Source organism: Acidobacteriota bacterium (assembly GCA_039028635.1).
Classification (GTDB): Bacteria; Acidobacteriota; Thermoanaerobaculia; order Multivoradales; family JBCCEF01; genus JBCCEF01.
The window spans coordinates 33,139-57,331 of the sequence record JBCCHV010000025.1; the positions used below are offsets into that span (position 1 = coordinate 33,139).

Consider the following 24,193-nt stretch of genomic DNA (forward strand, 5'->3'; position numbering starts at 1 on the left):
CCCGGTGGTCGCATATCGAACAGCCCTCGGGAAACCGAGGGCTGTTGCCTTCGCGGCTCTGGTTCAGGTCGCGACCTGGCCCGAGAGGCGGCCGACGGCGGCCAGACGCGGAGCGATCTCGGAAGGCGGCGCCCAGCCCGAGGCCGACTCGAGGCGGTCACCGAAGAAGACCAGCGAAACTCGCTCGTTGACGGCGATCGGTACCACCATCACGCCGGTCGGGCGGCGGCCGAGCCACTGCGACAGGGCGCCGTGTACCGGCGACGGATCGAGCGGCCCCCAGAAGGGTATCTTCTCCGCCACCACCCGGCGCAACACGGAGGGCTCCTGCAGCGAGACCCTGAGCTCCCGAACGCGATCATCGCCCCCTTCGATCCCGCGCTGGCCGACGCCTCGCAGCTCCCCTCCAACGCGCTGAAAGAGCAAGCAGCGCTGAAAGACGTCGGCTCCGACCTCGAGAATTCGCGAGCTCATCTCGGCCGTCACCTCGGTACCGGCCAGCTCCTGGCGCAAAATGCCGAGGGTCGCCCCCGGCTCTTGTCGGCTGCTGCGCAGGCGGTCCATCACCCGCTCCACGATCTCGTCCGTCGGCAGGCCTTCGGCGACCACGAAGTCGGTCAGATCGACCCCCATCTCGCCGCGTTCCGGGATTTCCAGGGGCTCGAACTTGAACAGGCCGTCGCTCCACTGGAACATTACGGCGAGGGTCTGCTCGACCTGCTCCCGCAGCACCGACAGCACGGTCGCTTCGTCGATCACCCCCATCTCCAGGAGCAGACTTCCGAGGCGCTGCTCTTCGAGCGCCGTGCTCTGCCGAACCAGCGCCTCTTGCAGGATCTCCCGGCTGACCAGACCCCGCATCAGCAGGATCGAGCCGAAGGTCTCGCGCGCCGCATTGGTCGCGGAGTAGATGATCTGTCCATCGCGGAACACCAGCAGGCCTTGATCCTCGGCCCGACGGATCAACAACTTACCGGAGAAACCGTTGGTGGCAACGAGCTGCAGCAGGTGCGGTAGCGCGACTTGCGCAAGACTTCCCGAGAGGCTCATGACACCCTCCCTAATTCCCCATTCAACAGACCAAGACCCAGCGGTGCTCAAGGTAGAACGACCTTCAAAAGAATTCTGATCATAGCGATCCACAAAGTCACAGCTCAAGGCCTCTAAGAATTCCCGCACACCCTAATCAATCCTCGGGGGCCAAAAGACAAATCGCGCAGCTTTCCCACCGAGGACAAAATATGCATAATCATCTCTAAGTTGAAACGTATAGCCGCCACCACAACCCAGGCTGCCAACAGCCCGAGATGAAAGCCCCGCGGGTCAAGCCCATGGGTCCTCCGGCGCGCCGCCAAGGCGAGTCGAGGAGGCGATGCCGACCCTCACCACCGGCTGTTAATGTACGGCGCTCGATATCGTCCGACACCGAAGCCATGCCCAACCGATCCTCCAGCACCGATCGGCCGACCGTCGCCCGCTCGCGCCGCACCGTCATCAAGCTCGGAACCAGGGTCCTGACGGATGACGACGGCCGGCTGGTGCAGAGCCGGCTGCTGGCGGTCGCCGAAGCGGTCGCCACCCTCCTCGACCGCGGCACCGACGTCCTGTTGGTGAGCTCCGGCGCCGTCGGCCTGGGCAAGGACATGCTCGGCCTCGAATATGTCCCGGAAGAGCTCAAGGAGCGCCAGGCTTGCGCCGCCGTTGGCCAGAGCCGGTTGATGTCCCTGTGGCGGGAAGGCTTCGCCCATCTCGGCCACACCTGTGGCCAGGTCCTGCTGACCCAGAGCGACTTTCAAGACCGACCGCGCTACCTCAACCTGCGCAACACGCTCAACACGCTGCTGCGCTGGGGAGTGATCCCGGTGATCAACGAAAACGACGCCGTGTCGACGGAAGAGCTGGCCTTCCTGGCCGGCGCCCGGCGGCGCGTCTTCGGCGACAACGACAAGCTCTCGGCGCTGGTCGCCACCGACCTCGACGCCGATCTGCTGGTGCTGTTGACGGACGTCGCCGGTGTCTTCGAGCGCGACCCTCGCCGAGACCCGGAGGCCCCGCTGCTCGCCTGCATCGACGACCCCGAGAGGCTGACCGCCGAGGCCGGCGACAGCGGCTCGGAGATCGGCCGCGGCGGCATGCGCAGCAAGGTCGAAGCGGCGACCATCGCCAGCCGCGGCGGCTGCGATGCGGTGATCGCTTCCGGCAAAGACCTGATGGCGCTGCCGAAGGTGCTGCGGGGTGAGAGTGAAGGCACTTGGTTTCCGGCCCGGCCGGGCCTCGCCGCCCGGCGCCGCTGGATCGCCTTCGCGGTCGCGCCGCGCGGCATTCTGCGCCTCGATCCCGGTGCCATCGATGCGGTACGCCATCGCGGCGCTTCGCTCCTCGCCGCCGGAGTCCACGCCGTCGAGGGAGCCTTCGAGCGCGGCGACGTCGTCGAGCTGCGCGCCGCCGACGATTCTCTGATCGGCCGCGGCATGGTGTTCTGCGATGCGCGGACGGCCCGGCGCTGGTGTGCCGGCGACCCGCCCGACGGTATCCGCAATCACGATGCCCTCATCCATCGCCGTCACCTCGCCCTCGAGAGCTGACGCCCGAATTTCCCGAGTCCCGGAGAGCCATGCCGTGAGCCCAGACCTCGCATCCCTCGCCCAAGCCGTTCGGCAGGCCCAACGCCAGCTCGGCAGCGCCGCCGGTGAGCGGCGCAGCGCCGTGCTCCACCGCCTTTCCCAGTTGCTCGACGAGCGCGCCGACGACCTGCTGGCAGCCAACCGCCGCGACCTCGAGGCGGCACGCCGGCGCAACCTGGCGGCCCCCCTCCTCGGGCGTCTCGCCCTCGATGGCGACAAGCTCGCCACCCTGCGCGAAGGCATCGCGGAGCTCGCTGACCAGGACGATCCCATCGGCCAGCCGGTACGGCGCACGGAGCTCGACGATGGACTGGTGTTGCGTCAGGTGAAAAGCCCCCTCGGAGTCCTCCTGATCATCTTCGAGAGTCGACCCGACGCGGTCATCCAGATCGGTTCTCTGGCGCTGCGCTCGGGCAACGGGGTGATCCTCAAGGGCGGCTCCGAAGCGGTGCATTCGAACCGCGCCCTGATCGCCTGCCTGCGCGCCGCCCTCGAAGCGGAGGGACTGTCACCGGAGGCGATCTGCGGCGTCGAGGGGCGCGAAGCGGTGCATCAGCTCCTCGAGCTCGACAGCCTGATCGACCTGGTGATTCCCCGTGGCTCGGCGGCGCTGGTGCGCTCGATCCAGGAGAGCAGCCGGATTCCGGTGTTGGGTCACGCCGACGGCATCTGCCACCTCTACCTCGACGCCTCCGCCGACGTCGCCATGGCGACCCGCCTCGCCCTCGACGGCAAGTGCGGCTATCCGAGCGCCTGCAATGCCACCGAGACCCTGCTCGTCCACCGCGACTTCCTGCCGCGCCTGGGAGCGGTGGGCTCGGCCCTCGCGGCGGCCGGCGTCACCCTGCGCGCCGACGGCGAAGCCAAGGCCCATCTGGAGAGCGCCGAGGATGCCAGCGCCGACGACTGGGGAACCGAGTTCGGCGATCTCACCCTGGCGGTGCGCACCGTCTCGGACCTCGACGAGGCGATCGAGCACATCCATCGCCACGGCAGCGCCCACACCGAGGCCATCGTCACCGCCGATCCCGACCAGGCCAGCCGCTTCCTCGAGCGCGTCGACGCCGCCTCCGTGTTCGTCAACGCCAGCACCCGCTTCGCCGACGGCTACCGCTACGGCCTGGGGGCCGAGGTCGGGATCAGCACCAGCCGCATCCACGCCCGCGGCCCGGTCGGCGTCGAAGGGCTGTTGACCACTCGCTGGCTGCTCGAAGGCCAGGGCCAGACCGCCGGCGACTACGGCGCCGGCAAGCGCGCCTTCCGCCACCGGCCACTGCCGCTCTGATCCCTAACGCCAGGGGGCTGTCGAGTCGACCAGCGGAGCGAGGAAAAGGGCGTTGAGGTAGAGGCGATTGGTGCCGTACCAGAAGCCTCGGAAGTTGGCCGAGTCACTCATTCGCACCACCACGCCGCGCCCCAACCGGGTGGCCACCACCGCCGCACTTCCGGCGATCTGGTTGCGCCGCTGGCGCGAGGCATAGCCCGCCAGCAGTGGCGACTCGCTGTAGCGGGCCACCGTCGAGTAGGCGTCGGCCGGCGGCCGCAGCACATGGGTCGTGGTCCGGAAGCTGGGCAACATGGCGTTGCGGAAACCGAAGGCGAGGGGATGGGTGAGATCGAGCTCGGTGGCGAAGATCGCACCGCTGATCTGCTCCGCCTGCCGATCGCGGTCGTAGTCACCGTAGGGGCGACGCCCCTCGCCGACATTGCCGGCCACCGCCGCCTCCTGCTCGTCGAGCTCGAGGAGCTGGCTGCCGGCCCAGCGCGCCGCCCGCCGGGTGGCGACCACGATGCCGCCGCGCCGCACCCAGCGCCGGATCGCCTCGACGGTTTCCTCCGGGAGCCGTTTGTAGTCGCCGTCGACCATCAGCAGATGGGTGTAACGATCGAGATCGACGCCGGTGAGCCGCGACCCTTCGACCAGCGGCAGCTCGACGCCGGTGCGGTGGTCGAGAAGATGCCAGATCTCCCCCGCCTCGTAGGCCGCCACGCCGGGGCCGACCAGCAGCAGCGGCTTGGGCTGACGCAGCACCTGCGAGCTCGGGCTCCCGAGATCGATACCGGCCGCCGTCAGGCCGCTCGAGACCCGGTCCACGGGCACGCCGTAGCGGCGACCGACTTCGGCCAGCCGGGGTCCCAGGGAAGCTTCGGCTCCCGCCGTTGGAATCACCACGGTGCCGGCCGCGAAGGCGCGGCGTCCGCGGGCGGTCTCGACCTCGAAGGGCTTCTCGGCGACCCGCAGACCGACGCCCTCGCGCAGCAGCTCATAGACCGCTCGCGGCGCATAGTAGGCCGACCAGTCGAGCAGGTAGGCATAGGGCTCGGCCGACGCAGGCTCGAGCTCGAAGGCCGGCTGAGAGCTCTCTGCGACCTTCGCCGCCAGCAGATCCGCGGCCAGATCTCGCCGCGGCACCTCGGCGGAGCGCAACCCGAAGGCCAGCGGAAGGGTCCAGGCCGAGACGTCGTAGAAGGTCGAGTCGACGAACTCTTGGCGCCGCTCGAAGAGGGTCTTGACCAAGCGGTACTGACGCTGTTCGACAGGCACGACGAAAGAGTCCGCCGGTGAGAAAGTCTCTCCCCGCAAGCTCACGGAACGACCGAGTCGGTGCACCTCGACGCCGTGCTGCAGAAGAATCTCCACCAGGTGGTGGCCGCGAGCGACATCGCCATCGTGGGACAAGACATAGGCCGCCACCTCATCCTGTCGGGCCAACTGCAGAGCCGAGCGATCGAACTCGCGGCGATAGTCCAGCAGGGCGGTGCCCTTGGCCTGGGCCGCCGCGATCATCGACAGGGAGGTCAAGAACTGGTTGTGCACCGCCTCCGGAAAGGTCAGCGGTCCGCGGGAGGTATCGCGCTGATGCCCGCGCACGGTGGCCTGCTCGAAGAGCACACCGACCCCGCCGATGAGGTCCGGATAGGTCGAGCCCTTGCCGGGATAGAAGTCGTCGAAGGTCTCCTCGGTGAAGTAGAGGCGACCGAAGCGATCGAGGGCGGCGGCGTGAAAGGTGGCGATCTCGCGGGTGAGCTCGAGATTTCGATCCGGGGTCAGGGGGTTCTGCCGCGTCGGCACTCCCGGCTGGAAGAAATAAGTGCTGTCGGCACCCATCTCGTGGTAGTCGCCGGAGAGGTCCGGTCGCCAGCGCTGCACCGTGCGGACGCGAGCCCGCGACTCCGGGTGCTGCAGCAGGAGCCAGTCGCGATTGAGGTCGAACCAGTAGTGGTTGGTGCGACCGCCGGGCCAGACCTCGAGGTGCTCGCGATGGAAGCGGTCGCCGACCGTTTGGCGACCGCGATGCATGTTGGCCCACTGCGCAAAGCGGCCGAGGCCGTCGGGATTCAGGCAGGGATCGATCAGGATGATCACTTCGTCGAGCAGGCGATCGATCTCCTCGCCCTGCGCCGCCGCCAGGTGGTAGGCCACCAACAGCGAGGCGTTCGACCCACTGGCCTCGTTACCGTGGATGCTGTAGCCCAGCCAAAGCACCGCCGGAGCGCCCTTCGGCGGCCCTCCGGGCGCCAGTCGGGCCTGCCGGATCTCCTCGAGGCGGGCGTGGTTGCGCGGCGACGTGATGGTGAGCAGAATCTGCGGTCGCCCTTCGTGGCTGTAGCCCTGGGTCTCGACCGTCATGCGGTCGGAACCCGCCGCGAGGCGCGTCAGGTAGTGCACCAGGGCATCGTGACGGACGTGCCAGGTGCCGACCTCCCAGCCGAGGTGGGATGCCGGGGTCGGCACCTCGGGATCGTAAGCCTGCCCGGCCGGCAGGTACTGGAAAGTCGCCGAGGCGGCCAGTCCGCGAGCCGGTTCGTCGGCGAAGGCCGGGACCAGCGACAGACAGAGTCCGAGGGCGAGCATCAGGGCGAATCGATTCTTCATGGGTGTCTCCCGGTAGGCGCCGGAATCGTACCAGCGACCGCCACACTGCGCGGCTATCAGCCTTTAGGCCCCTGAAAACAAACTGCCGGCCGCTAGGCAACCCAGATTGTCTTGACGTTGGTGAACTCGCGAATCCCCCAGGCGCCGAGCTCTCGCCCCCAACCCGATTCCTTGACGCCGCCGAAAGGCAACCGGGGATCGGAACGCACGAAGTCGTTGACGAAGCAACAGCCGGCTTCCAGGTGTTCGAGGGCGAGCGCCGCGGCGCGCTCCTGGTCGCGGCTGAAGATCGCCGCTCCGAGACCGAAAACGGTGTCGTTGGCGACGGCCAGGGCCTGCCCTTCGTCGGCCACCGGAATCACCGCCGCCACCGGGCCGAAAAGCTCCTCGTCATAGGCCGCCATGCCGGGACCGACACCGCCCAGGACGGTGGCCGGATAGAACGCCCCCGGCCCTTCCGGCAGCTCGCCACCGAGCAGACAGCGCGCCCCGGCGGCGAGGCTGGTGGTGACCTGGCGGTGCAGATCGTCGCGCAGGTCGTGCCGCGCCTGCGGCCCCAGGCGGGTGTCCTCGTGGCGCGGATCACCCATCGCGACGGACGCCATCTGCGCCACCAGACGCTCCTCGAGCTCGGCCCGTCGCGCCGCCACCACCACGAAGCGCTTGGCGGCGATACAGCTCTGGCCGCTGTTGATCAGCCGGCTGACGGCGCCGACCCGGGCCGCGAGCTCGACATCTGCGTCCTCGAGAACCACGTAGGGGTCGCTGCCGCCGAGCTCCAGAACGGTCTTCTTGAGGGCCCGGCCGGCGCGCTCCGCCACCGCCTTGCCGGCGGGAGTGCTGCCGGTCAGGGTCACCGCCGCCACCCGCCGATCGTCGATCACCGCACCGACCCGGCGACTTCCCAGGCGCAGGGTGGTGAACAACCCCGGCGGCGCCCCGGCGGTCGCAAACAATCGCTCGATCTCGAGGGCGCAGCCGGTGACGTTGGAAGCGTGCTTGAGGAGCGCCGTGTTGCCCGCCATCACAGCCGGCGCCGCGAAACGAAACACCTGCCACAGCGGGAAGTTCCACGGCATCACCGCCAACACCGGGCCGAGGGGTCGATGGGCGACGAAGCTGCGCCGCGCCTCGGTCGCGACATCCACCGACGCCAGGTCCGCCTCGCCGTGCTCGGCGTAGTGCTCGCACACCCAGGCACACTTCTCGACCTCGGCCCGGCCCTCGGCCACCGGCTTGCCCATCTCCGTCGCCATCAGGCGCGCGAGGGCCTCGGCACCATCTCGCAGGTTGGTGGCGACCCGCCGCAGCAGTCCCTGCCGGATCTCGAAGGAGGTCCGCCGCCAGGCCTCGAAGGCGCGGTGGCTGGCCGCCAGGGCATCTTCCAGCTCGGCCGGCGTCAGCTCGTCCCAACGAGCGATCTCTTCTCCGCTGGTGGGATCGACGCTGACCAGCATCACTCGCCCTCCAGCGGGCGGCGCGGCGATTCGAGGAGCCAGAAGAGCAGGTTGTTGGTGAAGGAGGGATCTCGGGTGATGCGCAGATGGCTATTGAACAGGAACAGGGTGTCCTCCCACTGAACCGGCGACACCAGCGTCGGCGACCAGCGACCGCCCTCGCGTTCGTCCATCAGGGCACTGCTGCGCAGCACCTTCCCATCCCCCGGTCCGAAGGCGACGTCGACCACCCGTCGGCGCTCGGAATCGACCCGCACGGTGCGGCTGGTGGGCACGGCGTCACCGGTGATCAGGTAGAGCTCGAGAGCGGCCGGCGGCCGCGCCGGCCGGTCGAGGGCGGCGGTGAAGGCGCGGGCCCGTTCGAGGCTGCGGCGCTGGTGGTCGAGTGCGATGCGACGGCGTTCGTCGGGATCTTCGATGGCGGGCAGGATGGCGGCCAGCACATCCGCCTCGGCGGGATCCGCGAGACCCCAGCCGCGCGCTACCCAGAGCTCCGGATCGAACAGGTCGGCAATCGGTCCGTCGCCTTCCAGCACCGCCCCGAAGCGGCTGCGCGGCAGCAACTGATAGCCGGAGGGAAAGGTCCCCAGCACCGCGGCCCGGTAACGCGGCACCAGGGGGCCGAACTTCTTGCCCTCGATCAGCTGGCGCACGGCCTCGACGGTGCCACCGTTGGGCGGCGCCACCAGCACCGCGCGCTCGACGTACCGGCTGCCGGCCCAGGTGACCTCCGGCAACGTGCCATCGGTGGCCAGGTCGCCTCCGCCATAGCGCAAGAAGTAGCGCGCCAGCACGGCGCCCATCGAGTGCGCCACTAGGTCGAACCGGACGTCGTAGTCGGCAATGCCGTAGCGGCGCTCGATCTCCCCCTGGACGTAGGCTCGCTTGTCCTCGATGAAGGCCTCCAGGCGACGGGCGTTCTCGACGTTGTCGCGCCGCCAGTCATAGGGAAATTGGAAGCAGGTGAAGTGGTTCGCGCCATAGTCGACGGCGGTGGCCTCGTCGCGATAGCCACCGACGCCGAGGGACTCGAGGATGTGGAAGTAGGCCTTGAGCTGGATCGGCAGGCCGAAGAGACGGACTTCGAGGTGGTCCAGCACTCCAACCGCCTCGACGTCGTCGCGCAGCTCGTCGAAGGGCACACCATAGGCCATCGGCAAGGCCGCCAGCAGCTGACCATCGGGACGGCGACCGCTCGCCCAATCGCCGCCGAAGGTTCCCCACACGGTGCGACCGGTGGCGGTGTCCTCGAGGCGCGAGCCGGTCATGCCCGGAATCACGATGACGGGATTGCGCTGCGGCGAATCGTGGCGCGCGGTACGGCCGTAGATCGCCGCCAGGTCCGGCTTGGGTCCTCCCCAGGGAACACACCCGGCGAGCAACAGGCACGGCAGGATCCAGCGCAGCAGAGGGTTCGAGAATGGTCGTAGCATCGATCGAAGTCAATAACTTTAGCAGCCTAGGGGCGCGGGATAAGCTTCGTGGGTTTCTTACTTTTGGATTGGTTGCCGCGCTCCGTTCGCCGAGCGGTAGCCGTTTCGTCAGCGAGGGATTGCGATGACCGATACCAGCGCCTGCCCGATCTGCGCTCAACCGCTGGAAAACGCCGACTGCAAGCTCTGTCCGAATTGCAACAGCCCACTCCACGGATTCGACGGCTGGGCGGCGCGCAACGGAACGCTGGTCAGTCTGTTGCGCTATGTCGCCACCGCCCTGCTGGTGCCCTTCGCGCTGTGGATCGTGTCCTCGACCTACAGCAGTCGCGAGCAGGAGCGCGACGCCATCGCCCGCAAGCACGACGAGGTGTCCAAGATCATGCCGCGGACCGCTGCCGCCATCGATCTGCTGCAGGATCCATGTCTCAACAACAAGCCGGCGACCTGCCTCGACCGGATCGACGAAGGCTTTGCCGAGTACGTGCGGGCGACTCAGGAGCTCGAAGCCACCGTGACGCGCAATTTTCCCCACCTTCAGCCCACCAGCGAGCTCCTCGCCAGCCTACAGCGCGATCTAGCCATCGGCATTTCGCGGGTCTGGTCCGAGTACCGCGACTGCACCGAGAGCCGGCCGACCCTCACCTGCGTCGAGGAGATTCGCAAGCAGCCCTTTCCGCAGCTCGCGGTGGCCCATTTTCTGATCGATTTCCTGCATTGCGCGGTCCACGAGGAGCTCTCCGAGAGCGGTGTCTTCTCCGACAACCTGGTGTGTCGACGGACCATCGAAAGGCACCGCGAAATCGCCCTCGAGCGCCCGACCCGGATCATCGAGAAGTTCGAGGGCGCCGCCCTGCGACCGAAGCTCGCCGAGATCGCCATCGCCATCTGGTGCGAAGAGATGGTGCCCAGTACCGGCTGGGACGACCGCGGGCTCTGCTCCTGACCGCCATCTTCGGGACCCCCGGTTTTGAGCGCTGACAAGGTCGGGTACCTCGAGCTCCTGCGCACCAATCGCTCCTACCGGCGGTTGTGGCTCGGCGATATCGCCTCCCTGCTGGGGGACTGGTTCAACACCATCGCCCAGTACACGCTGATGCGCCAGCTCACCGGCTCGACCCTCGCCTTGGGGCTGGTGTTCGTCACCAAGATGCTGCCCTTCGCCCTCGCTTCGCCGGTCGCCGGGCTGCTCACCGACCGCTGGAATCGCCGTCGGCTGATGATCGCCGCCGATCTGGTGCGAGCCTTGGTGGTGCTCGGATTTCTCGCCATCGACGGTGCCGAGGATCTGCCGTTGTTCTATGCCCTGTCCGCCCTCCAGGTGATGATCGGCGCCTTCTTCATCCCGGCTCGCAGCGCTTCGATCCCCAACATCACCAGCCCCAAGGAGCTGCTCACCGCCAACGCCCTGTCGGCCGCCACCTGGTCCGTCCTCCTCGCCCTCGGCGCCGCCCTCGGCGGCTTCGCCACCGATCGCCTCGGCACCGACGCGGTGTTCCTGATCGACAGCGCCAGCTATCTGGTTTCGGCGTTCTTCATCTGGCGCACGGTGATTCCGCAAAGCACCGACGCCCCTTCCCACGGACCGGTGATTCGCACCGCCTGGAACGACATCGTCGCCGGCTGGCGACACCTGCGGGACTCACCGCGCATCGGTCGGATCGCCCTCACCAAACCCGCCTGGTCTCTCGCCGGGGCCGGCCTGGTCTACCTGCTGGCGCTGGTCGGCGAGGAGCTGATGCCGGCGGCGCCGGCGGTCGGCATGGGAGTGCTCTTCGCCATTCGAGGCCTCGGCACCGGCTGTGGACCGATCGCGGCCCGCACCCTGTTCCCGGACGAGCGCCGCTGGCCCGCCCTCATCGGTAGCGGCATCGTCGCCAGCGGCTTGGCCTACATCGTTCTGGGTCAGCTCCCGTGGACCCTGTGGATTCTCCTGCCCGTGTTCCTCGCCCACACCCCGAGTGGCGCCAACTGGGTGCTGTCCACGGTCCTGCTGCAGAAGCGCACCGCCGATCGCTTTCGCGGACGGATCTTCTCCACCGAGTGGCTCCTGCTGACGCTGGTCGACACCGTCACCATCCTCGCCGCCAGCCTGCTTCTCGAGCTCGAGGTCCTCAGCCTACGAGGGGCGATCACCGCCTTCGCCGGTCTCCAGATCCTCACCGGGATCGCCTGGTGGATCTGGATCGTGCCCGCCGAGCGGGCCCAGGCGGCGCCCTCCGAGAGCCCGCTCGAGGACGCCCACGATCCGCCGTCCTGAGCCCGCCCTCGGCATCGCGGGTCGAGCATGAGCAGCGCCCTCGGAGGCCTCCCTCCGGGCGGCGCGGCACCTTCAGGCCGGCGCGTAATGCTAAGATACCCAACAAAGGAGGCGAAATTCCGCCCATAAGCCTCCTCCTCCAGAAGCCAAGCAGGAGCAATCGATGCGATCACCAGCGCCGGGAACCGAGAGCTACTCCACTCACGGACATACGTATATATTCCGATCTCTTCTGATCGCCGCCTGCCTCCTCAGCACCGGTTTCCTGGTACCCCGGGCCTTCGCAGTCACCGTCGTCCAGGACAACACCAGCGCCGGAAGCATCGATGGCTCGACCGCTTGCGGCGGCAGTGAGTTGACGCGAACCTTCCTGGTCAGCGAGAGCTTCTTGCTCGAAGACATCGACCTGGGCTTCAATGCCACTCACCCCAACCGCGGAGACATTCGCGTCACCCTGCAGTCGCCAGCCTCGACCTCGGTGGTGGTGATCGCCGAGTCGGCCGACGCCGACAACGACTACGACCTCGCCCTCGACGACGACGTCGCCGCCGCTCTCGACGACGGCACCGCCGACTCCACTGCCGCCCCCAACTACCACCTCGACCGCAGCGCCAGCCCGAGCAATGCCCTGCGTTCCTTCGTCGGCGAGAACGTCAACGGCACCTGGACCCTGCTGATCTGCGACACCGTCGGCGGCACCAACGACGGCACCTTCCAGAGCGCCCGCCTGACCCTGCGCGGCCCCGACGCGGCAGCTGCGGCGATCGATTGCGTCAACCCCGGCAACGATGGCGACCAGGCCAGTCTCTCGGGGGTCGTCAACGAGTACTACGCTCCAGCGGCGAGCGCTCCCGCCGGCGACACCAGCCTGCGCCTGACCTCGGCCACCGGACTGGCCGCCGGCGACAAGGTGTTGGTGATCCAGATGCAGGACAGCTCGATCGACGCCAGCGACACGGACGCCTACGGCGACGGCGTCGCCGGAGTCCCGGCCCGCGGCAGCCTGACGGACCGCTGGACCGGCTTCTACGAGTTCGTCGGCGTGGCCTCGATCAGCGGGGCGGCGCCGGACATTACCGTCGGCCTGAGCAGCGCCCTGCAGAACAGCTACTGGAATCGCGGTCGCTCCACCTTCCAGGTGATCCGCGTGCCGCAGTACGCCAACGTCACCCTCGGCGGCAGCATCACCGCCTCGCCGTGGAACGGCAGCACCGGCGGCGTGGTGGTCTTCGAGGCCGCCGCCAGCCTCGACTTCAACGGCCAGACCATCGACGTCGACGGCGACGGCTTCCGCGGCGGTGTCAGCGGCGACACCGTCGATCCGCCCAACGATACGGGCTTCGTCCGCACCAGCCTCGACGACGGAGCCGCCAAAGGCGAAGGCACCGTCGGCACTCCGGCCGGTTCCGGAGGACCGGGCTATCCCAATGGCGATCTCGCGCGCGGCGCCCCGGGCAACGCCGGCGGCGGCGGCAACGAGCACAACGCCGGCGGCGGCGGCGGCGGCAACGGCGGCATCGGCGGTACCGGCGGCGACACCTGGATCGGCGCCCCGCAGCAGCCCTACGGCGGCTTCGGCGGCACGGCCTTCGCCGCCAGCCATCGGCGGGTGGTGCTGGGCGGTGGCGGCGGCGCCGGCGCTTCCAACAACGACTCTCTGCCGGCCGGCGGACCCGGGGGTGGCCTGGTCATCGTGCACGCCTACGAAGTCACCGGAACGGGCACCATCTCGGCCGATGGCGTGGCCGGCGACGACTCCTTCCAGGACGCCGCCGGCGCCGGCGGGGCCGGCGGCTCGGTGGTGCTCGCCGCCCTCAACGGCTCCCTCGCCAACCTCACCATCGAGGCCCTCGGCGGCAACGGCGGCAACGCCACCTTCAATGCCGGCGATCGCCATGGTCCCGGCGGCGGCGGCGCCGGCGGGGCGATTTTCTACTCCTCCGGCGTCGGCACCCCCACCACCTCCGTCGCCGGCGCCGCCGGGGGCAGCTACCTGCCCGATGCGGTGCCCTATGGGGCCACCGCCGGCCAGCCGGGGACGGTGGCGACCTTCGCCAACACGGAGATCATCTGCTCCACCTTGCCGGTCACCCTGTCATCCTTCGCCTCTCGCCGCGGCCGTCATGGCTGGACCTTCGAATGGACCACCGTCACCGAAACCGCCAACCTCGGCTTCGACCTCTTCGGCAAGGACGATGGCCAGTGGCGGCGACTGACCCGGCAGCCCGTGGCGAGCCACCAGATCGACTCCCTGGTGCCAGGCCGATATGCCTTCGAAAGCGATGATTCCGCGGCCTTCGAGGCCTTCCTGCTGGTCGATACGGACATTCGCGGTCGCCAGCAACACCACGGTCCCTTTGGCCCGCTCGAGAGCTACGGCCGACCACCAGCGGTGAAACCGATCGACTGGCAGGCGGTCGCGGCCCAGCGGCAGAATCGCTCTGCCGAAGCGAGAGCGAAGCGTGACGCCATCGTCGGCCTGCGGGTCGACGCCGACGGCATCTACCGGGTTCGCCACGAGGACTTGCTCGCCGCCGGCTTCGACTTCGCTGGCGTCGAGATACACCGCTTGGCCTTGAGCGATCCCAATCACGGGCTGGTGCCGGTCTTCGTCCAGGGCTCTAGCCACAATCGCCGGCGTTTCGGCCCCGGCGGCTACGTCGAGTTTCTCGGCCGCGGCTTGGCGGACAGCCTCTACACGACCAGCCGCCTCTACCACCTGTTCGAAGCCGACCATGCGCTGGCGGTACGGCTCGAGGATGGCCGACCGCGACAGCGCCAACCGATGCGCAGCTACCGCGCCAACCAGGAAGTCCACCGCGACCGGCTCTACAGCTTCGCCGCTCCCCACGGAGACCCCTGGTACGAGGCCGCCATCCTGGCCCGTCGCGGCGAGGCCAGTGCCACCTTTCCGATCACCGTCGACGCCCCGGCTTCGGCGCGCGACGCCGTTCTCGAGATCGACCTCTGGGGCGTCACCGACTGGCCCGGCCTCGCGCCCGATCACCACCTCGAGGTGCGCTTCGACGGCCAGTGGCTGGGGGAGCTGTGGTTCGACGGGCTGGAGGCGCGCACGCTGCGCTTTCCCATCCCCGCCGGCCTGCTGGTCGAGGGAGATCATGAGGTCGAGATCCGCCTGCCCGGCGACACCGGCTTCGATTTCGACCTCATCCACCTCGACCGCTACCGCCTGCGCTACCAGCGCCGCTTCGTCGCCCGACAGGACGCCCTGACCTTCCCCGGCCGCGGTCGCGACATCGAGATCAGTGGCCTGTCCGCAGATCAGGTGGTGGTCTACTCGGGGGCCGGCAGCCGGCTGAGGGGTCTGGCAGCGACTCGTCGCGGGTCCGCAGACTTCCGCCTGCGGCTCTTCGCGCCGGCCGGTCGCGACCTGGTGGTGGCCGGACCGCAGGCCCTCGCCTCACCGACCCTCGAGGCCGTCCACCGCCCCGCCGACGATCTCTTCGCCGGCCCGACCGACTATCTGGTGATCAGCCACCCGGATTTCCTCGCCGGCCTCGACGAGCTGGTGGCGGCGAAACGGGCCGCCGGCCTGCGCGTCCGGGTGGTCGACGTGCGCGATCTCTACGCCCTGTTCTCGGGCGGCGTCTTCGATCCCGACGCCATCCAGGCCTACATCGCCCGCGCTCACCGCCGCCTGGGAGTGCGCTACGTGCTGCTGGTCGGAGGAGATACCTACGACTATCTGGATCACCTCGGCCAGGGCTCGATCAGCTTCATCCCGACCCTCTACACCGCCACCGACGAGATCGTCCGCTTCGCACCGGCGGATCCGCTGTTCGGCGATGTCGATGGCGACGGCGTGCCGGAGGTCGCGGTGGGGCGATTCCCGGTTCGCACCACCACCGAGCTGGCGGTGGTGATCGAGAAGACCCTGAATCAACGGTCCGACCGGACGACGGCGACCTTCGTCGCCGACGACGCCAGCGACCGAGCCCTCACCGGCCTCAGTCGACGGCTCACCGGTCTGCTCCCGGAAGCCTGGCAACATCAGCTCATCAGCCTCGACGAGATGTCCACCGAGACCGCCCATCGCCACCTGCTGGCGGATCTCACGGCCGGTCGCGCCCTGATCAACTTCGTCGGCCACTCGAGCCCGACCACCTGGACCTTCGACGGCCTCCTCGCCAGCGGCGACATCGACCGCCTGACGCCCGGAGGAGGGCCTTCGATGGTGATTCAGTGGGGTTGCTGGAACACCTATCACGTAGCCCCTACCTACGACACCCTGGGGCATCGATTCCTGCTCGCCGAAGGCGCCGGAGCGAGCGCCGTCGTCGGCTCGTCGACCCTCTCCAAGGTGAGCTCCGACCGTATTCTGGGGCCGGCCGTGCTGGAACGGCTGATGATCCCGGGAACCACCCTCGGAGAAGCCATGGTCGCTGCCAAGGGATCGCTGGCGGGACGCGCCGGCGAGCTCGCCGACGTCCTCGCCGGCTGGACCTTGTTGGGAGATCCCGCCCTGGTCCTGGTCGACGACGGCCAGTAGCCCGGCCCAGTCGGAACGGCGCCTTCGGCGGTTTTCCCGCGCCGCGAATCCCCTCCCCCTGGCGGGCCCAGGGAAGTCGTTGCGTATACTCGTGGGCGACACCTTCGAGAAAAAGAGTCGCCTCACACGAGACGTTGGATTGCCGGGGAGACCACCGCTATGTTCCGTCTACGACCGCTGTCGATCTGTATCCTGCCGTTGGCCATCGCCTGTTCTTCGGGCGCTCCAGACATGCCACCGGGCCCGCTCTCGGCGGCCGAGAAGGAGGCCCTCGTCGCCGAGGCCGACTCACCGCTGTTCGAGGGCATGGGCAATCACCACCACCCGATCACCACCTCGCACCCTGGCGCTCAGCGCTACTTCGATCAAGGCATGGTGATCGCTTTCGCCTTCAACCACGCCGAGTCGATCCGTTCCTTCAAGGCGGCCCAGCGCCTCGACGACGACTGCGCCATGTGCTTCTGGGGCGAGGCCCTCGCCACCGGCCCGAACATCAACGTCACCAGCAACGGCAAGGCGGTGATGAGCCCGGACGAGCGCACCGCCGCCTTCGCGGCCCTTCAGCAGGCGATCGCCCGCAAAGACCAGGTGAGCACCAAGGAACAGGACTACATCGACGCCCTGGCGACGCGCTACGACGGCGATCCCGCCAGCGATCGCGAGCCCCTCGACCGTGCCTATGCCGAGGCCATGGCCGCACTGGCGGCGAAGTACCCGGAGGACGACGACGCCCAGTCGCTCTACGCCGAAGCGGTGATGAACACCATGCCCTGGGACTACTGGCTCGACGGCGAGAATCCCAAACCGGAGACGGCGCAAGTGCTGGCCACCCTCGAAGGGGTGCTCGAACGCTCGCCGGAGCACCCCCTCGCGCTCCACCTCTACATCCACGCCGTCGAGGCCTCCTCCAAGCCGGAGCGCGCCGAAGCCGCCGCCGATCGCCTCGCCGATCTCGTCCCCGGGGCGGGGCACCTGGTCCACATGCCGGCCCACATCTACTGGCGCGTCGGGCGCTACCACGACGCCGCCGAGGCCAACGTCCGGGCGGCGGCGGTGGACGAGGCCTATATCGCCCAGTGCAACGCCCAGGGCTTCTATCCGGCCCTCTACTACCCGCACAACATCCACTTCCTGTGGGCCGCCTCGAGCATGGAAGGGCGCAGCGCCATCGCCCTCGAGGCCGCCCGCAAGGTGGCCGCCAACGTCCGCCTCGAGATGATCGAGGAGTTTCCGCCGGTGGAGTTCTTCCACACCATTCCGCTACTGGCGCTGACTCAATTCGGCCAGTGGCAGGCGGTCCTGGAAGAGCCCCAGCCGCGAGCCGACCTCGAGTTCTCGAACGCCATCTGGCACTACGTGCGCGCCACCGCCCAGGCCCGTCTCGGTAATCTCGTCGCGGCGCGCGCCGAGCAGACGGCGCTGCAGCCGCTCCTCGCCACCGACAAGGTGCTGGCCCTCGATGGCTCGGACTACCCGGCGAGCACCCTCCTCGCCATCGCCGATGCCCTGGTGGCGGGCGAGATCGCGCAGGCGGCGGATCGCCTGCCGGAGGCCATCGAGCACTACGAGCGTGCCGTCGAGCTTCAGGATGGGCTGCCCTACATGGAGCCGCCCTTCTGGTACTACCCGACCCGCCAATCCCTCGGCGCCGCGCTGCTCGCCGCCAGCGAAGGGGCGCAGGCGGAGGCGGTCTATCGCCGCGACCTGAAGGACTACCCGCGCAACGGCTGGTCCCTCTTCGGGTTGATGCAGAGTCTCGAGCAGCAGGGCAAGGCAGAGGACGCCGCCGCCACCCGCCAGCGCTTCGAACGGGCCTGGGACCTGGCGGACATCGAGCTCACCAGCTCGCGGCTGTAAAGACCGACAGTCCGCACCGCCCGCGATGACGATCGCCGTCGCGGGCGGTGTCGGTATAAGGTCTGGGCCTCTTTTCTCTGTCGCAACCCGAAACGTCGTGCAGCGAATCCTCCGTCCAATCTTTCTTGCCGCTCGCCGCTGGACCGCAAGCCATGGCCGCTAGCCCGGCGGCCCTGCGCCGACTCTGGCTCGACCTCGCCGCGGCGCCTTCCAGGCCCTTCAGCCGCCGCGAGGGCATCCTCCTGGCGGTGATCCCCGCCGCCGGAGCCCTGCTGCGCGTCCTCTACCAGCGCCAGCGCTCTTTCCTCGGCGACGAGCTCGGCACCCTACGCTGGATCGAGGAGAGCTACGGCTTCCTCCTCCGCCACTTCGACACCTGGCTGACGATGAACTACTTCCTGGTGATCGAGAAGGCGATGGTCGAAGCCTTCGGCAGCGAGCGCTGGGTGCTCGTCGCCCTGCCCTGGCTCTTTGGCGTCGCCACCATTCCCCTCACCGCTTTGCTCGCGCGCCGTTTTCTCACCTCCGAGGCGAGTCTCGCCGCCGGCCTTTTGATCGCCTTCAACCCCTACCTGATCCACCAGTCGGTCACCATCCGCTCCTACGCCCTGCTCGCCGCTTTCGCCATCCTGGCCCTAATCCTCTTCTGCCGCTGGTTGCGCCATCGCCGCTGGCGGGACGGCTGCTGGTTCGCGGCCTGCGCCTTGCTGCTGGTGCTCGCCCACCCCAATGGCGCCTATCCACTCGCCGCCCTCGCCCTCCTCTACCTGCTGAGCGACGACATCTGGCGTCGCGGCTGGAGGAGCGCCGTGACCCTCGTCGTGCCATCCGTCCTCGCCGTTCTCGGCGGGTTCCTCGCCTACCGCGCCCTACTCGGCCCGATGGCGCGAGCCGGCGAGCGCTTCCACGACCAGGCGCCCACCGGCCTGGGCTATCTCTCGCCGGTCTGGTCCGACTTCTTCGCCGCTGGTTTTTGGGGCTGGCCGACGCTCGCCCTCCTCGGCCTCGCCGGCTGGCGCGCCATCGCCCACCGCAGCAGTCTCCAGCTCGCCCTCGGACTGGTCCTGATTCCGCCCATCCTTCTCGCCCTCCAAGGCATCTCTCACTACCCCTGGGGGGTGGCACGCTTCCTGGTGTTCGTGCTGCCGCTCCTGATCATCCTGCTCGCCGCCGGCCTCAAAGGCACCGTCGGCGTCGGCCAACGGCGAGGATTGGTGCTCCCCCTGGCGGTGGCGCTGGCTCTCACCTGGGCTCCGAACCTGATCGAGCGCTGGCAGGACCAAGCGCAGTATCCCTGGGACACCCTGCGCCAGCACCTCCTCAGCGAGAGCCGGGAGACTCCCACTCTGGTCCTGGCGACCGACCTCGTCACCACCCACAGCCTCGACCCCCGGCCCGCGGCGGCGACCTACGACTGGCTCCTGCTCAGCAAGCTCGAGCGCACCACGGCGGCTCTCCCCGAGCAGCTCTTCCTGGTGCTACGAGATGTGGCACCCACCTGTGGTCGCGAGATCCGCGCTTTCCGTCGCCTGACGGTGATTCGCCTGCAGGCCTCCGACCGCGAGGCGGCCTACCGGGAAATCGAGCGGTGCTTGTTTGATCTGGTGGTCGGTCGCTGGCCCGTCGAGGCTCGCTATGAAGCGATCTACGCCCACCTGCTCGACCTGGCGCAGCGCCGCGGCGACGCCGACGCCGTCGCCCGGTATCACGATCTCCAGACGGCCACCGCCGCCCTCGACGACCGCCGGCGCTGGACCACCCAGAGAATGCACCAGCTCGACGCCGAACGAACCTCCCGGATCTGGCAACGGCGCTGGAAGAACCGCCCGCGCGACACCAGCCGCGCCCCCCTTGCCAGAGAGGGCGTTGAGACTCAGTAGCGCCCGGCCAGCACCGCCACCCGGGAGCGCGAGGCCGACCGCCGGTAGCGCGCGATGGCCTGGTAATCCGGCGAGGTGTACCAGCGGCGCAGCTCACGGCGACTGGGAAAACGAATCAGCACGGTGCGACGGGCCGGCCAATCGCCTTCGAGCACTTCCGGCGCATCGTCCACCACCATGACTTCCCCCTGATAGTCGGCGAAGATGCGGTCAAAGCCCGCCAGATAGCGGTCGTAGGTCGCCGGATCCTCGATGTCGATGAGGGCGAGAAAGTAGCTTGGTTGGTCTGCCACGGGATGACCTCCTGAGCGTCCACCGACTCCGAAGAACGCCTTTACAGGGTCGACCCTAGCGGCCGAGCTCAGCCTCGCGCCAGCGACAGTCGGGCCCGATCTCAGCCGGAACAGAAGTCCATCAGGCCCGCAGGTGACGACACAGGCGGCCGAGGGTCTCGACCGCCGCCGCAATCTCGTCGCTCCAGGGATTGCCGCCGCTGATCCGCACGTACTCGCCGAAACGACCACTCGGCGAGTAGATATCGCCGGGCAAGATGCCGATGCCCTCTTCGAGGGCGGCACGGTAGAGCTCGAGGCCGGAGACCCCCGCCGGGAGCTGGAGCCATAGCACACAGCCGCCGGCCGGCCGGGAAACCCGCAGGCCGGCGGGGAAAGCCGCCACCACCGCCTGGCGAAGCTGATCCAGCTGCGCCTCGACGCGGCGGTTGACGGTCACCACGAAACGGTCGAACTGGCCGCTCTCGAGGTACTCGGCAACGATCGCCTGAGGCAGCACTGCATTCGAGACACTGGTCAAGCCCTTGAGAGCGGCGACGCGAGCGCCGAATCGCCCGGGCGCCAGAAAGCCTAGGCGATAGCCGGGCCCGATGAGCTTCGAGAAGGAGGAGCACAGCAACACCGAGCCGTGACGGTCGAAGGAGCTCAAGGTACGGGGCCGCGATGGCCGCTGGCACAGCTCGCCGTAGACGTCATCCTCGATGATCGCCACCCCGCGCTCTTCGGCCAGCGCCACGATCTCGCCCTTGATGCCCTCTTCCAGGACGTAGCCCAGAGGATTGTGGCCATTGGGCATCAGCACCAGGGCGCGCACCGCCGGCCGCGCCAGGGCCCGGCGCAGAGCCGCGATCTCCGGCCCGCGCTGCGGACAGCAGGGCACCTCCACCACCCGCAGGCCGAGGGCCGCCAGGATCTCCAAGAGGCCGTAGTAGGTGGGGGTTTCCACCACCACTTCGTCACCGCGCCGCGCCAACGCCCGCAAGGCCAGGCTGAGAGCCTCCGTCGCTCCGTTGGTGATCAGTAGCTCCTCCGGCGCCACCGACGCCCCGCCGAGGGCGAGGCGCCGCGCGATCTGCCGCCGGAGACGTCTGGAAACCTGCGGGTTGTCGTAGTCCGAGCCATGCTCCGGATAAGTCCGCAGGGCCCGCCGAGCGCAGCGGTTGAGGGCCGCCGTCGGCAGCAGCGACCGATGCAGCTTGGCGATCCCCAGGGGCACCAGATCCGAAAGTTGGGCGCGGCTGACGACATCCCCGCTCAAGGCTTCGAGGGCCAAAGAGAGGGGCCGCGAAGCGGCCGGCGGCGCTGCCGCCTCGGGCAACTTGTCGTACCGCGGGTCGGCGCCCGGACCCCGGACGTAGAAGCCCGATCGCGGCCGCGCCTCGAGCAGGCCGCGACGCTCGAGCAGCAGGTAGGCCTCGAGCACCGTTCCCACGCTCAGGCCACGATCCCGCGCCCGACGCCGCAGGGAGGTCAGCCGGTCTCCCCGTTGCAGGGCTCCGGCAGAGATCTGGCGTTCGATCTCCTCGGCCAGCAGGCGGTAACGCGGACCGTTCGGAGGAGTGAGGGAACCCGGCAGGGGAGGAGTCACGATTCGACTGTACCAGTCAAAGGAGCGATTTTCTGCATCTGTTCCAGTTCACCATCGCCCGCTAGGGTGTTCTTCGGAGAACACTCGAGGAGGAGCCATGAAGGACTGGACGACGGAGCGCTACCTCGGCCTTCTGGAGCAGGCCGCCGGCTATGCCCGCCGCTACATCGAACAGGTCGAGGATCAGCCGGTCTTTCCCGCTGCCACCGCCCGCCGGCGCCTTGCCGAGCTCGACGGGCCGCTACCCGATTCCCCCTCGAGCCCGGAGGCGATGCTCGCCTTGCTCCACGAGGTCGGCTCTCCCGCCACCGTCGCCCAGACCGCCGGCCGCTACTTCGGCTTCGTCAACGGCGGTGCCTTGCCCCCGGCGGTGGCCGCCCGCTGGCTCGCCGACGTCTGGGACCAGAACGCCGCCCTCGACGTCATGTCGCCGATCGCCGCCCGCCTCGAACTGCTCTGCGAGCGTTGGTTGGTCCAGCTCTTCGGGCTGCCACCGAAGACCGCCGCCGGCTTCGTCACCGGCACCTCGGCCTCGCTCCTCTGCGGCATCGTCACCGCCCGCGACAGCCTGCTGCGGCGCCAGGGCTGGGACGTTCACGGCCAGGGCCTCTACGGTGCCCCGGAGATTCGCGTCGTCGCCGGCAGCCAGGCCCACGCCGCGGCCCGCCGTGCCCTGTCGCTGGCGGGCCTCGGCAGCGAGCGCGTCGAATGGGTCGAGGTCGACGACCAGGGTCGCCTGTTGCTCGAAGACCTGCCGACCCTCGACGACCGCACCCTGGTCCTCGCCCAAGCTGGCAACGTCAACAGTGGCGCCTTCGATCCGGTGGGCGAGGTCTGCCGGCAAGCCGCCGCCGCCGGCGCCTGGGTGCACGTCGACGGCGCCTTCGGCCTGTGGGCCGGCGCCTGCCGCGAGACCGCTCACCTCTACGCCGGCATCGAGCGCGCCGACTCCTGGTCCGTCGACGCCCACAAGACCCTCAACGTGCCCTACGACTGCGGCATCATTCTCTGCCGCCACCGCGGCGAGCTCGCCGCCAGCCTGCGGGCCGACGCCGCCTACCTCGCCAGCGAAGGCGAGCGCCAAGCGATGCACCACACGCCGGACATGTCGCGGCGAGCCCGCGCCGTCGAGCTGTGGGCGTGCCTGCTGACCCTCGGCCGTCGCGGCATCGACGATCTGGTCTCCCAACTCTGCGGCCGGGCCCGCCAGCTCGCCGCGGAGCTGGAAGACGCCGGCTTCGAGATCTGCAACCGGGTGGTGTTCAACCAGGTCCTGGTGCGCGGCGAGGACGACGCCCAGACCAGCGCCACCCTGCGCCATCTCCAGGACTCCGGCGAGTGCTGGTGCGGCGGCACCACCTGGAGGGGTGACCCCGCCATCCGGGTCAGCGTGTGCTCGTGGGCCACCACCGAAGGCGACATCCGGCGCACCGCGGCCGCCTTCGTTGCGGCTCGCCGCGCCGCCGAAGAGGACCCGAGCGCGAGGAATGCACCCGGAGGAGAGACCTGATGAGCAAGAGCCCACGCCAGAATCACCTCGGCCAGCCCATCGGCCCCGCCGTCGAAGGCTGGCGGCCACCGCCGCCGCCACCACGCGAGACTCTCATCGGACGCTGGTGCCGCCTCGAGCCCCTCGACCCGCAACTCCACGCCGACGATCTCTTCGCCGCCTACGCGCGGCATCCGGACGAGCGCCACTGGACCTACCTCGGCTACGGCCCCTTCACCTCGAGCGAAGATCTCCAGGCTTGGATGGCGATCACCTGCCTCGGCGACGACCCGCTGTTCTACGCCATCCGCAGCGCAGACGGTGCCGGCGGCCACCGACCGGCCGGCGGCCTGGCCTCCTACCTGCGCATCGATCCTGCGATGGGCGTCATAGAAGTCGGCCACCTGTCCTTCGCGCCCGCTCTGCGCCGCACCGCCGCCGCCACCGAGGCCATGTACCTCATGATGCGCCACGCCTTCGCCCTCGGTTACCGGCGCTATGAATGGAAGTGCGACGACCTCAACGCCGCCTCCCGCCGCGCCGCCCTGCGCCTCGGTTTCCGCTACGAGGGAACCTTCCGCCAGGCCAGCATCTACAAGGGCCGCAACCGCGACACCGCCTGGTACTCGATCCTCGATCGCGAATGGCCCGGCCTCGAAGCCCGCTTCCAGCGCTGGCTGGCGCGCGACAACTTCGACGCCGACGGACGGCAAAGAAAGGGCCTGGGCGAAGTCTGACGCCACCTCCCGGCAGGCCCCAAGGTCACAGCCTCGGCTCCCCCTGTGACGCGATTCACTCCCCCTTCTCGCAACTCCCGAAAGCGAGGCCGCGACCTTGCCCGAGCGCTCCGCGAGCGCCGTCGGCCTCCACCAACTCGGACCGCAAGGACCGACAACCAGGGAGTTTCCATGTCCGATTGCGTGAA

At 68.9% G+C, this 24,193-nt stretch carries 15 protein-coding genes; 9 read left to right on the forward strand and 6 right to left on the reverse strand.

Translation table 11 applies throughout. From position 1 onward, the window contains the following. Positions 1 to 63 precede the first annotated feature (63 nt). Positions 64 to 1,050 (reverse strand): DUF4388 domain-containing protein, encoded by a 987-nt coding sequence (locus AAF604_11925; protein ID MEM7050363.1) that lies wholly within the window; start codon positions 1,048 to 1,050, stop codon positions 64 to 66. Between the two features lie 383 nt (positions 1,051 to 1,433). Here AAF604_11925 and proB point away from each other — a divergent pair, with 383 nt between their 5' ends. Together proB and AAF604_11935 are read left to right on the forward strand one after the other, a co-directional pair. After that, positions 1,434 to 2,585: a glutamate 5-kinase gene (gene proB, locus AAF604_11930; GenBank protein MEM7050364.1), complete on the forward strand. Its 1,152-nt coding sequence runs from the start codon at positions 1,434 to 1,436 to the stop codon at positions 2,583 to 2,585. Next, complete coding sequence (locus tag AAF604_11935) at positions 2,545 to 3,909, forward strand: glutamate-5-semialdehyde dehydrogenase (protein MEM7050365.1); 1,365 nt, start codon at positions 2,545 to 2,547, stop codon at positions 3,907 to 3,909. Before proB ends, AAF604_11935 begins: the two co-directional genes overlap by 41 nt. Before the next feature lie 3 nt (positions 3,910 to 3,912). Here AAF604_11935 and AAF604_11940 read toward each other — a convergent pair whose 3' ends face one another. The 3 genes from AAF604_11940 to AAF604_11950 form a co-directional block, all read right to left on the reverse strand. Then, positions 3,913 to 6,501, reverse strand: coding sequence for a M14 family metallopeptidase (locus AAF604_11940; protein ID MEM7050366.1), 2,589 nt, complete (start codon positions 6,499 to 6,501; stop codon positions 3,913 to 3,915). A gap of 92 nt (positions 6,502 to 6,593) precedes the next feature. Further along, positions 6,594 to 7,961, reverse strand: a complete 1,368-nt coding sequence (locus AAF604_11945; protein ID MEM7050367.1) for an NAD-dependent succinate-semialdehyde dehydrogenase — start codon at positions 7,959 to 7,961, stop codon at positions 6,594 to 6,596. Then, positions 7,958 to 9,391, reverse strand: a complete 1,434-nt coding sequence (locus AAF604_11950) for a hypothetical protein (GenBank protein MEM7050368.1) — start codon at positions 9,389 to 9,391, stop codon at positions 7,958 to 7,960. Before AAF604_11950 ends, AAF604_11945 begins: the two co-directional genes overlap by 4 nt. Before the next feature lie 124 nt (positions 9,392 to 9,515). Between AAF604_11950 and AAF604_11955 the strand changes: the two genes are divergently transcribed. The 5 genes from AAF604_11955 to AAF604_11975 all read left to right on the forward strand — a co-directional run bounded on the left by AAF604_11955 (position 9,516) and on the right by AAF604_11975 (position 19,898). Then, a complete protein-coding gene (locus AAF604_11955; GenBank protein MEM7050369.1) occupies positions 9,516 to 10,337 on the forward strand; it encodes a hypothetical protein in 822 nt (273 codons plus the stop codon). A gap of 24 nt (positions 10,338 to 10,361) precedes the next feature. After that, the gene (locus AAF604_11960) at positions 10,362 to 11,651 is read left to right on the forward strand and encodes an MFS transporter (GenBank protein ID MEM7050370.1); all 1,290 of its coding nucleotides are present in this window, start codon (positions 10,362 to 10,364) and stop codon (positions 11,649 to 11,651) included. Between the two features lie 163 nt (positions 11,652 to 11,814). Beyond that, complete coding sequence (locus tag AAF604_11965; GenBank protein MEM7050371.1) at positions 11,815 to 16,161, forward strand: C25 family cysteine peptidase; 4,347 nt, start codon at positions 11,815 to 11,817, stop codon at positions 16,159 to 16,161. 159 nt (positions 16,162 to 16,320) lie between these two features. Then, positions 16,321 to 18,018, forward strand: coding sequence for a hypothetical protein (locus AAF604_11970; protein ID MEM7050372.1), 1,698 nt, complete (start codon positions 16,321 to 16,323; stop codon positions 18,016 to 18,018). A gap of 152 nt (positions 18,019 to 18,170) precedes the next feature. Continuing rightward, positions 18,171 to 19,898, forward strand: coding sequence for a glycosyltransferase family 39 protein (locus tag AAF604_11975; protein ID MEM7050373.1), 1,728 nt, complete (start codon positions 18,171 to 18,173; stop codon positions 19,896 to 19,898). On the opposite strand, the gene AAF604_11980 is transcribed toward AAF604_11975, so the two are convergent. Both AAF604_11980 and AAF604_11985 read right to left on the reverse strand, forming a co-directional pair. Further along, positions 19,892 to 20,191, reverse strand: coding sequence for a DUF1330 domain-containing protein (locus tag AAF604_11980; GenBank protein ID MEM7050374.1), 300 nt, complete (start codon positions 20,189 to 20,191; stop codon positions 19,892 to 19,894). The two genes, AAF604_11975 and AAF604_11980, sit on opposite strands and share 7 nt — an antisense overlap. A gap of 121 nt (positions 20,192 to 20,312) precedes the next feature. Beyond that, positions 20,313 to 21,779, reverse strand: coding sequence for a PLP-dependent aminotransferase family protein (locus AAF604_11985; GenBank protein MEM7050375.1), 1,467 nt, complete (start codon positions 21,777 to 21,779; stop codon positions 20,313 to 20,315). A 97-nt stretch (positions 21,780 to 21,876) separates the two neighbouring features. Here AAF604_11985 and AAF604_11990 point away from each other — a divergent pair, with 97 nt between their 5' ends. Continuing rightward, positions 21,877 to 23,289 carry an aminotransferase class V-fold PLP-dependent enzyme gene (locus AAF604_11990; protein ID MEM7050376.1) on the forward strand — a complete coding sequence of 471 codons (1,413 nt, stop codon included), beginning with the start codon at positions 21,877 to 21,879 and terminating at the stop codon, positions 23,287 to 23,289. Next, entirely contained in the window at positions 23,289 to 24,005 is a 717-nt protein-coding gene (locus AAF604_11995; protein MEM7050377.1) for a GNAT family protein, read from the forward strand. The genes AAF604_11990 and AAF604_11995 overlap by 1 nt, the downstream gene beginning before the upstream one ends. Positions 24,006 to 24,193 lie beyond the last annotated feature (188 nt).

What these genes read in the sequence shown, in the direction of transcription:
- AAF604_11935 (MEM7050365.1), top strand. Translation starts at nt 2,545, where the DNA reads ATGCCCTCATCCATCGCCGTCACCTCGCCCTCGAGAGCTGACGCCCGA.
- AAF604_11995 (MEM7050377.1), top strand. Translation starts at nt 23,289, where the DNA reads ATGAGCAAGAGCCCACGCCAGAATCACCTCGGCCAGCCCATCGGCCCC.
- AAF604_11940 (MEM7050366.1), bottom strand. Translation starts at nt 6,501, where the DNA reads ATGAAGAATCGATTCGCCCTGATGCTCGCCCTCGGACTCTGTCTGTCG.
- proB (MEM7050364.1), top strand. Translation starts at nt 1,434, where the DNA reads ATGCCCAACCGATCCTCCAGCACCGATCGGCCGACCGTCGCCCGCTCG.
- AAF604_11955 (MEM7050369.1), top strand. Translation starts at nt 9,516, where the DNA reads ATGACCGATACCAGCGCCTGCCCGATCTGCGCTCAACCGCTGGAAAAC.
- AAF604_11925 (MEM7050363.1), bottom strand. Translation starts at nt 1,050, where the DNA reads ATGAGCCTCTCGGGAAGTCTTGCGCAAGTCGCGCTACCGCACCTGCTG.
- AAF604_11950 (MEM7050368.1), bottom strand. Translation starts at nt 9,391, where the DNA reads ATGCTACGACCATTCTCGAACCCTCTGCTGCGCTGGATCCTGCCGTGC.
- AAF604_11970 (MEM7050372.1), top strand. Translation starts at nt 16,321, where the DNA reads ATGTTCCGTCTACGACCGCTGTCGATCTGTATCCTGCCGTTGGCCATC.
- AAF604_11965 (MEM7050371.1), top strand. Translation starts at nt 11,815, where the DNA reads ATGCGATCACCAGCGCCGGGAACCGAGAGCTACTCCACTCACGGACAT.
- AAF604_11990 (MEM7050376.1), top strand. Translation starts at nt 21,877, where the DNA reads ATGAAGGACTGGACGACGGAGCGCTACCTCGGCCTTCTGGAGCAGGCC.
- AAF604_11975 (MEM7050373.1), top strand. Translation starts at nt 18,171, where the DNA reads ATGGCCGCTAGCCCGGCGGCCCTGCGCCGACTCTGGCTCGACCTCGCC.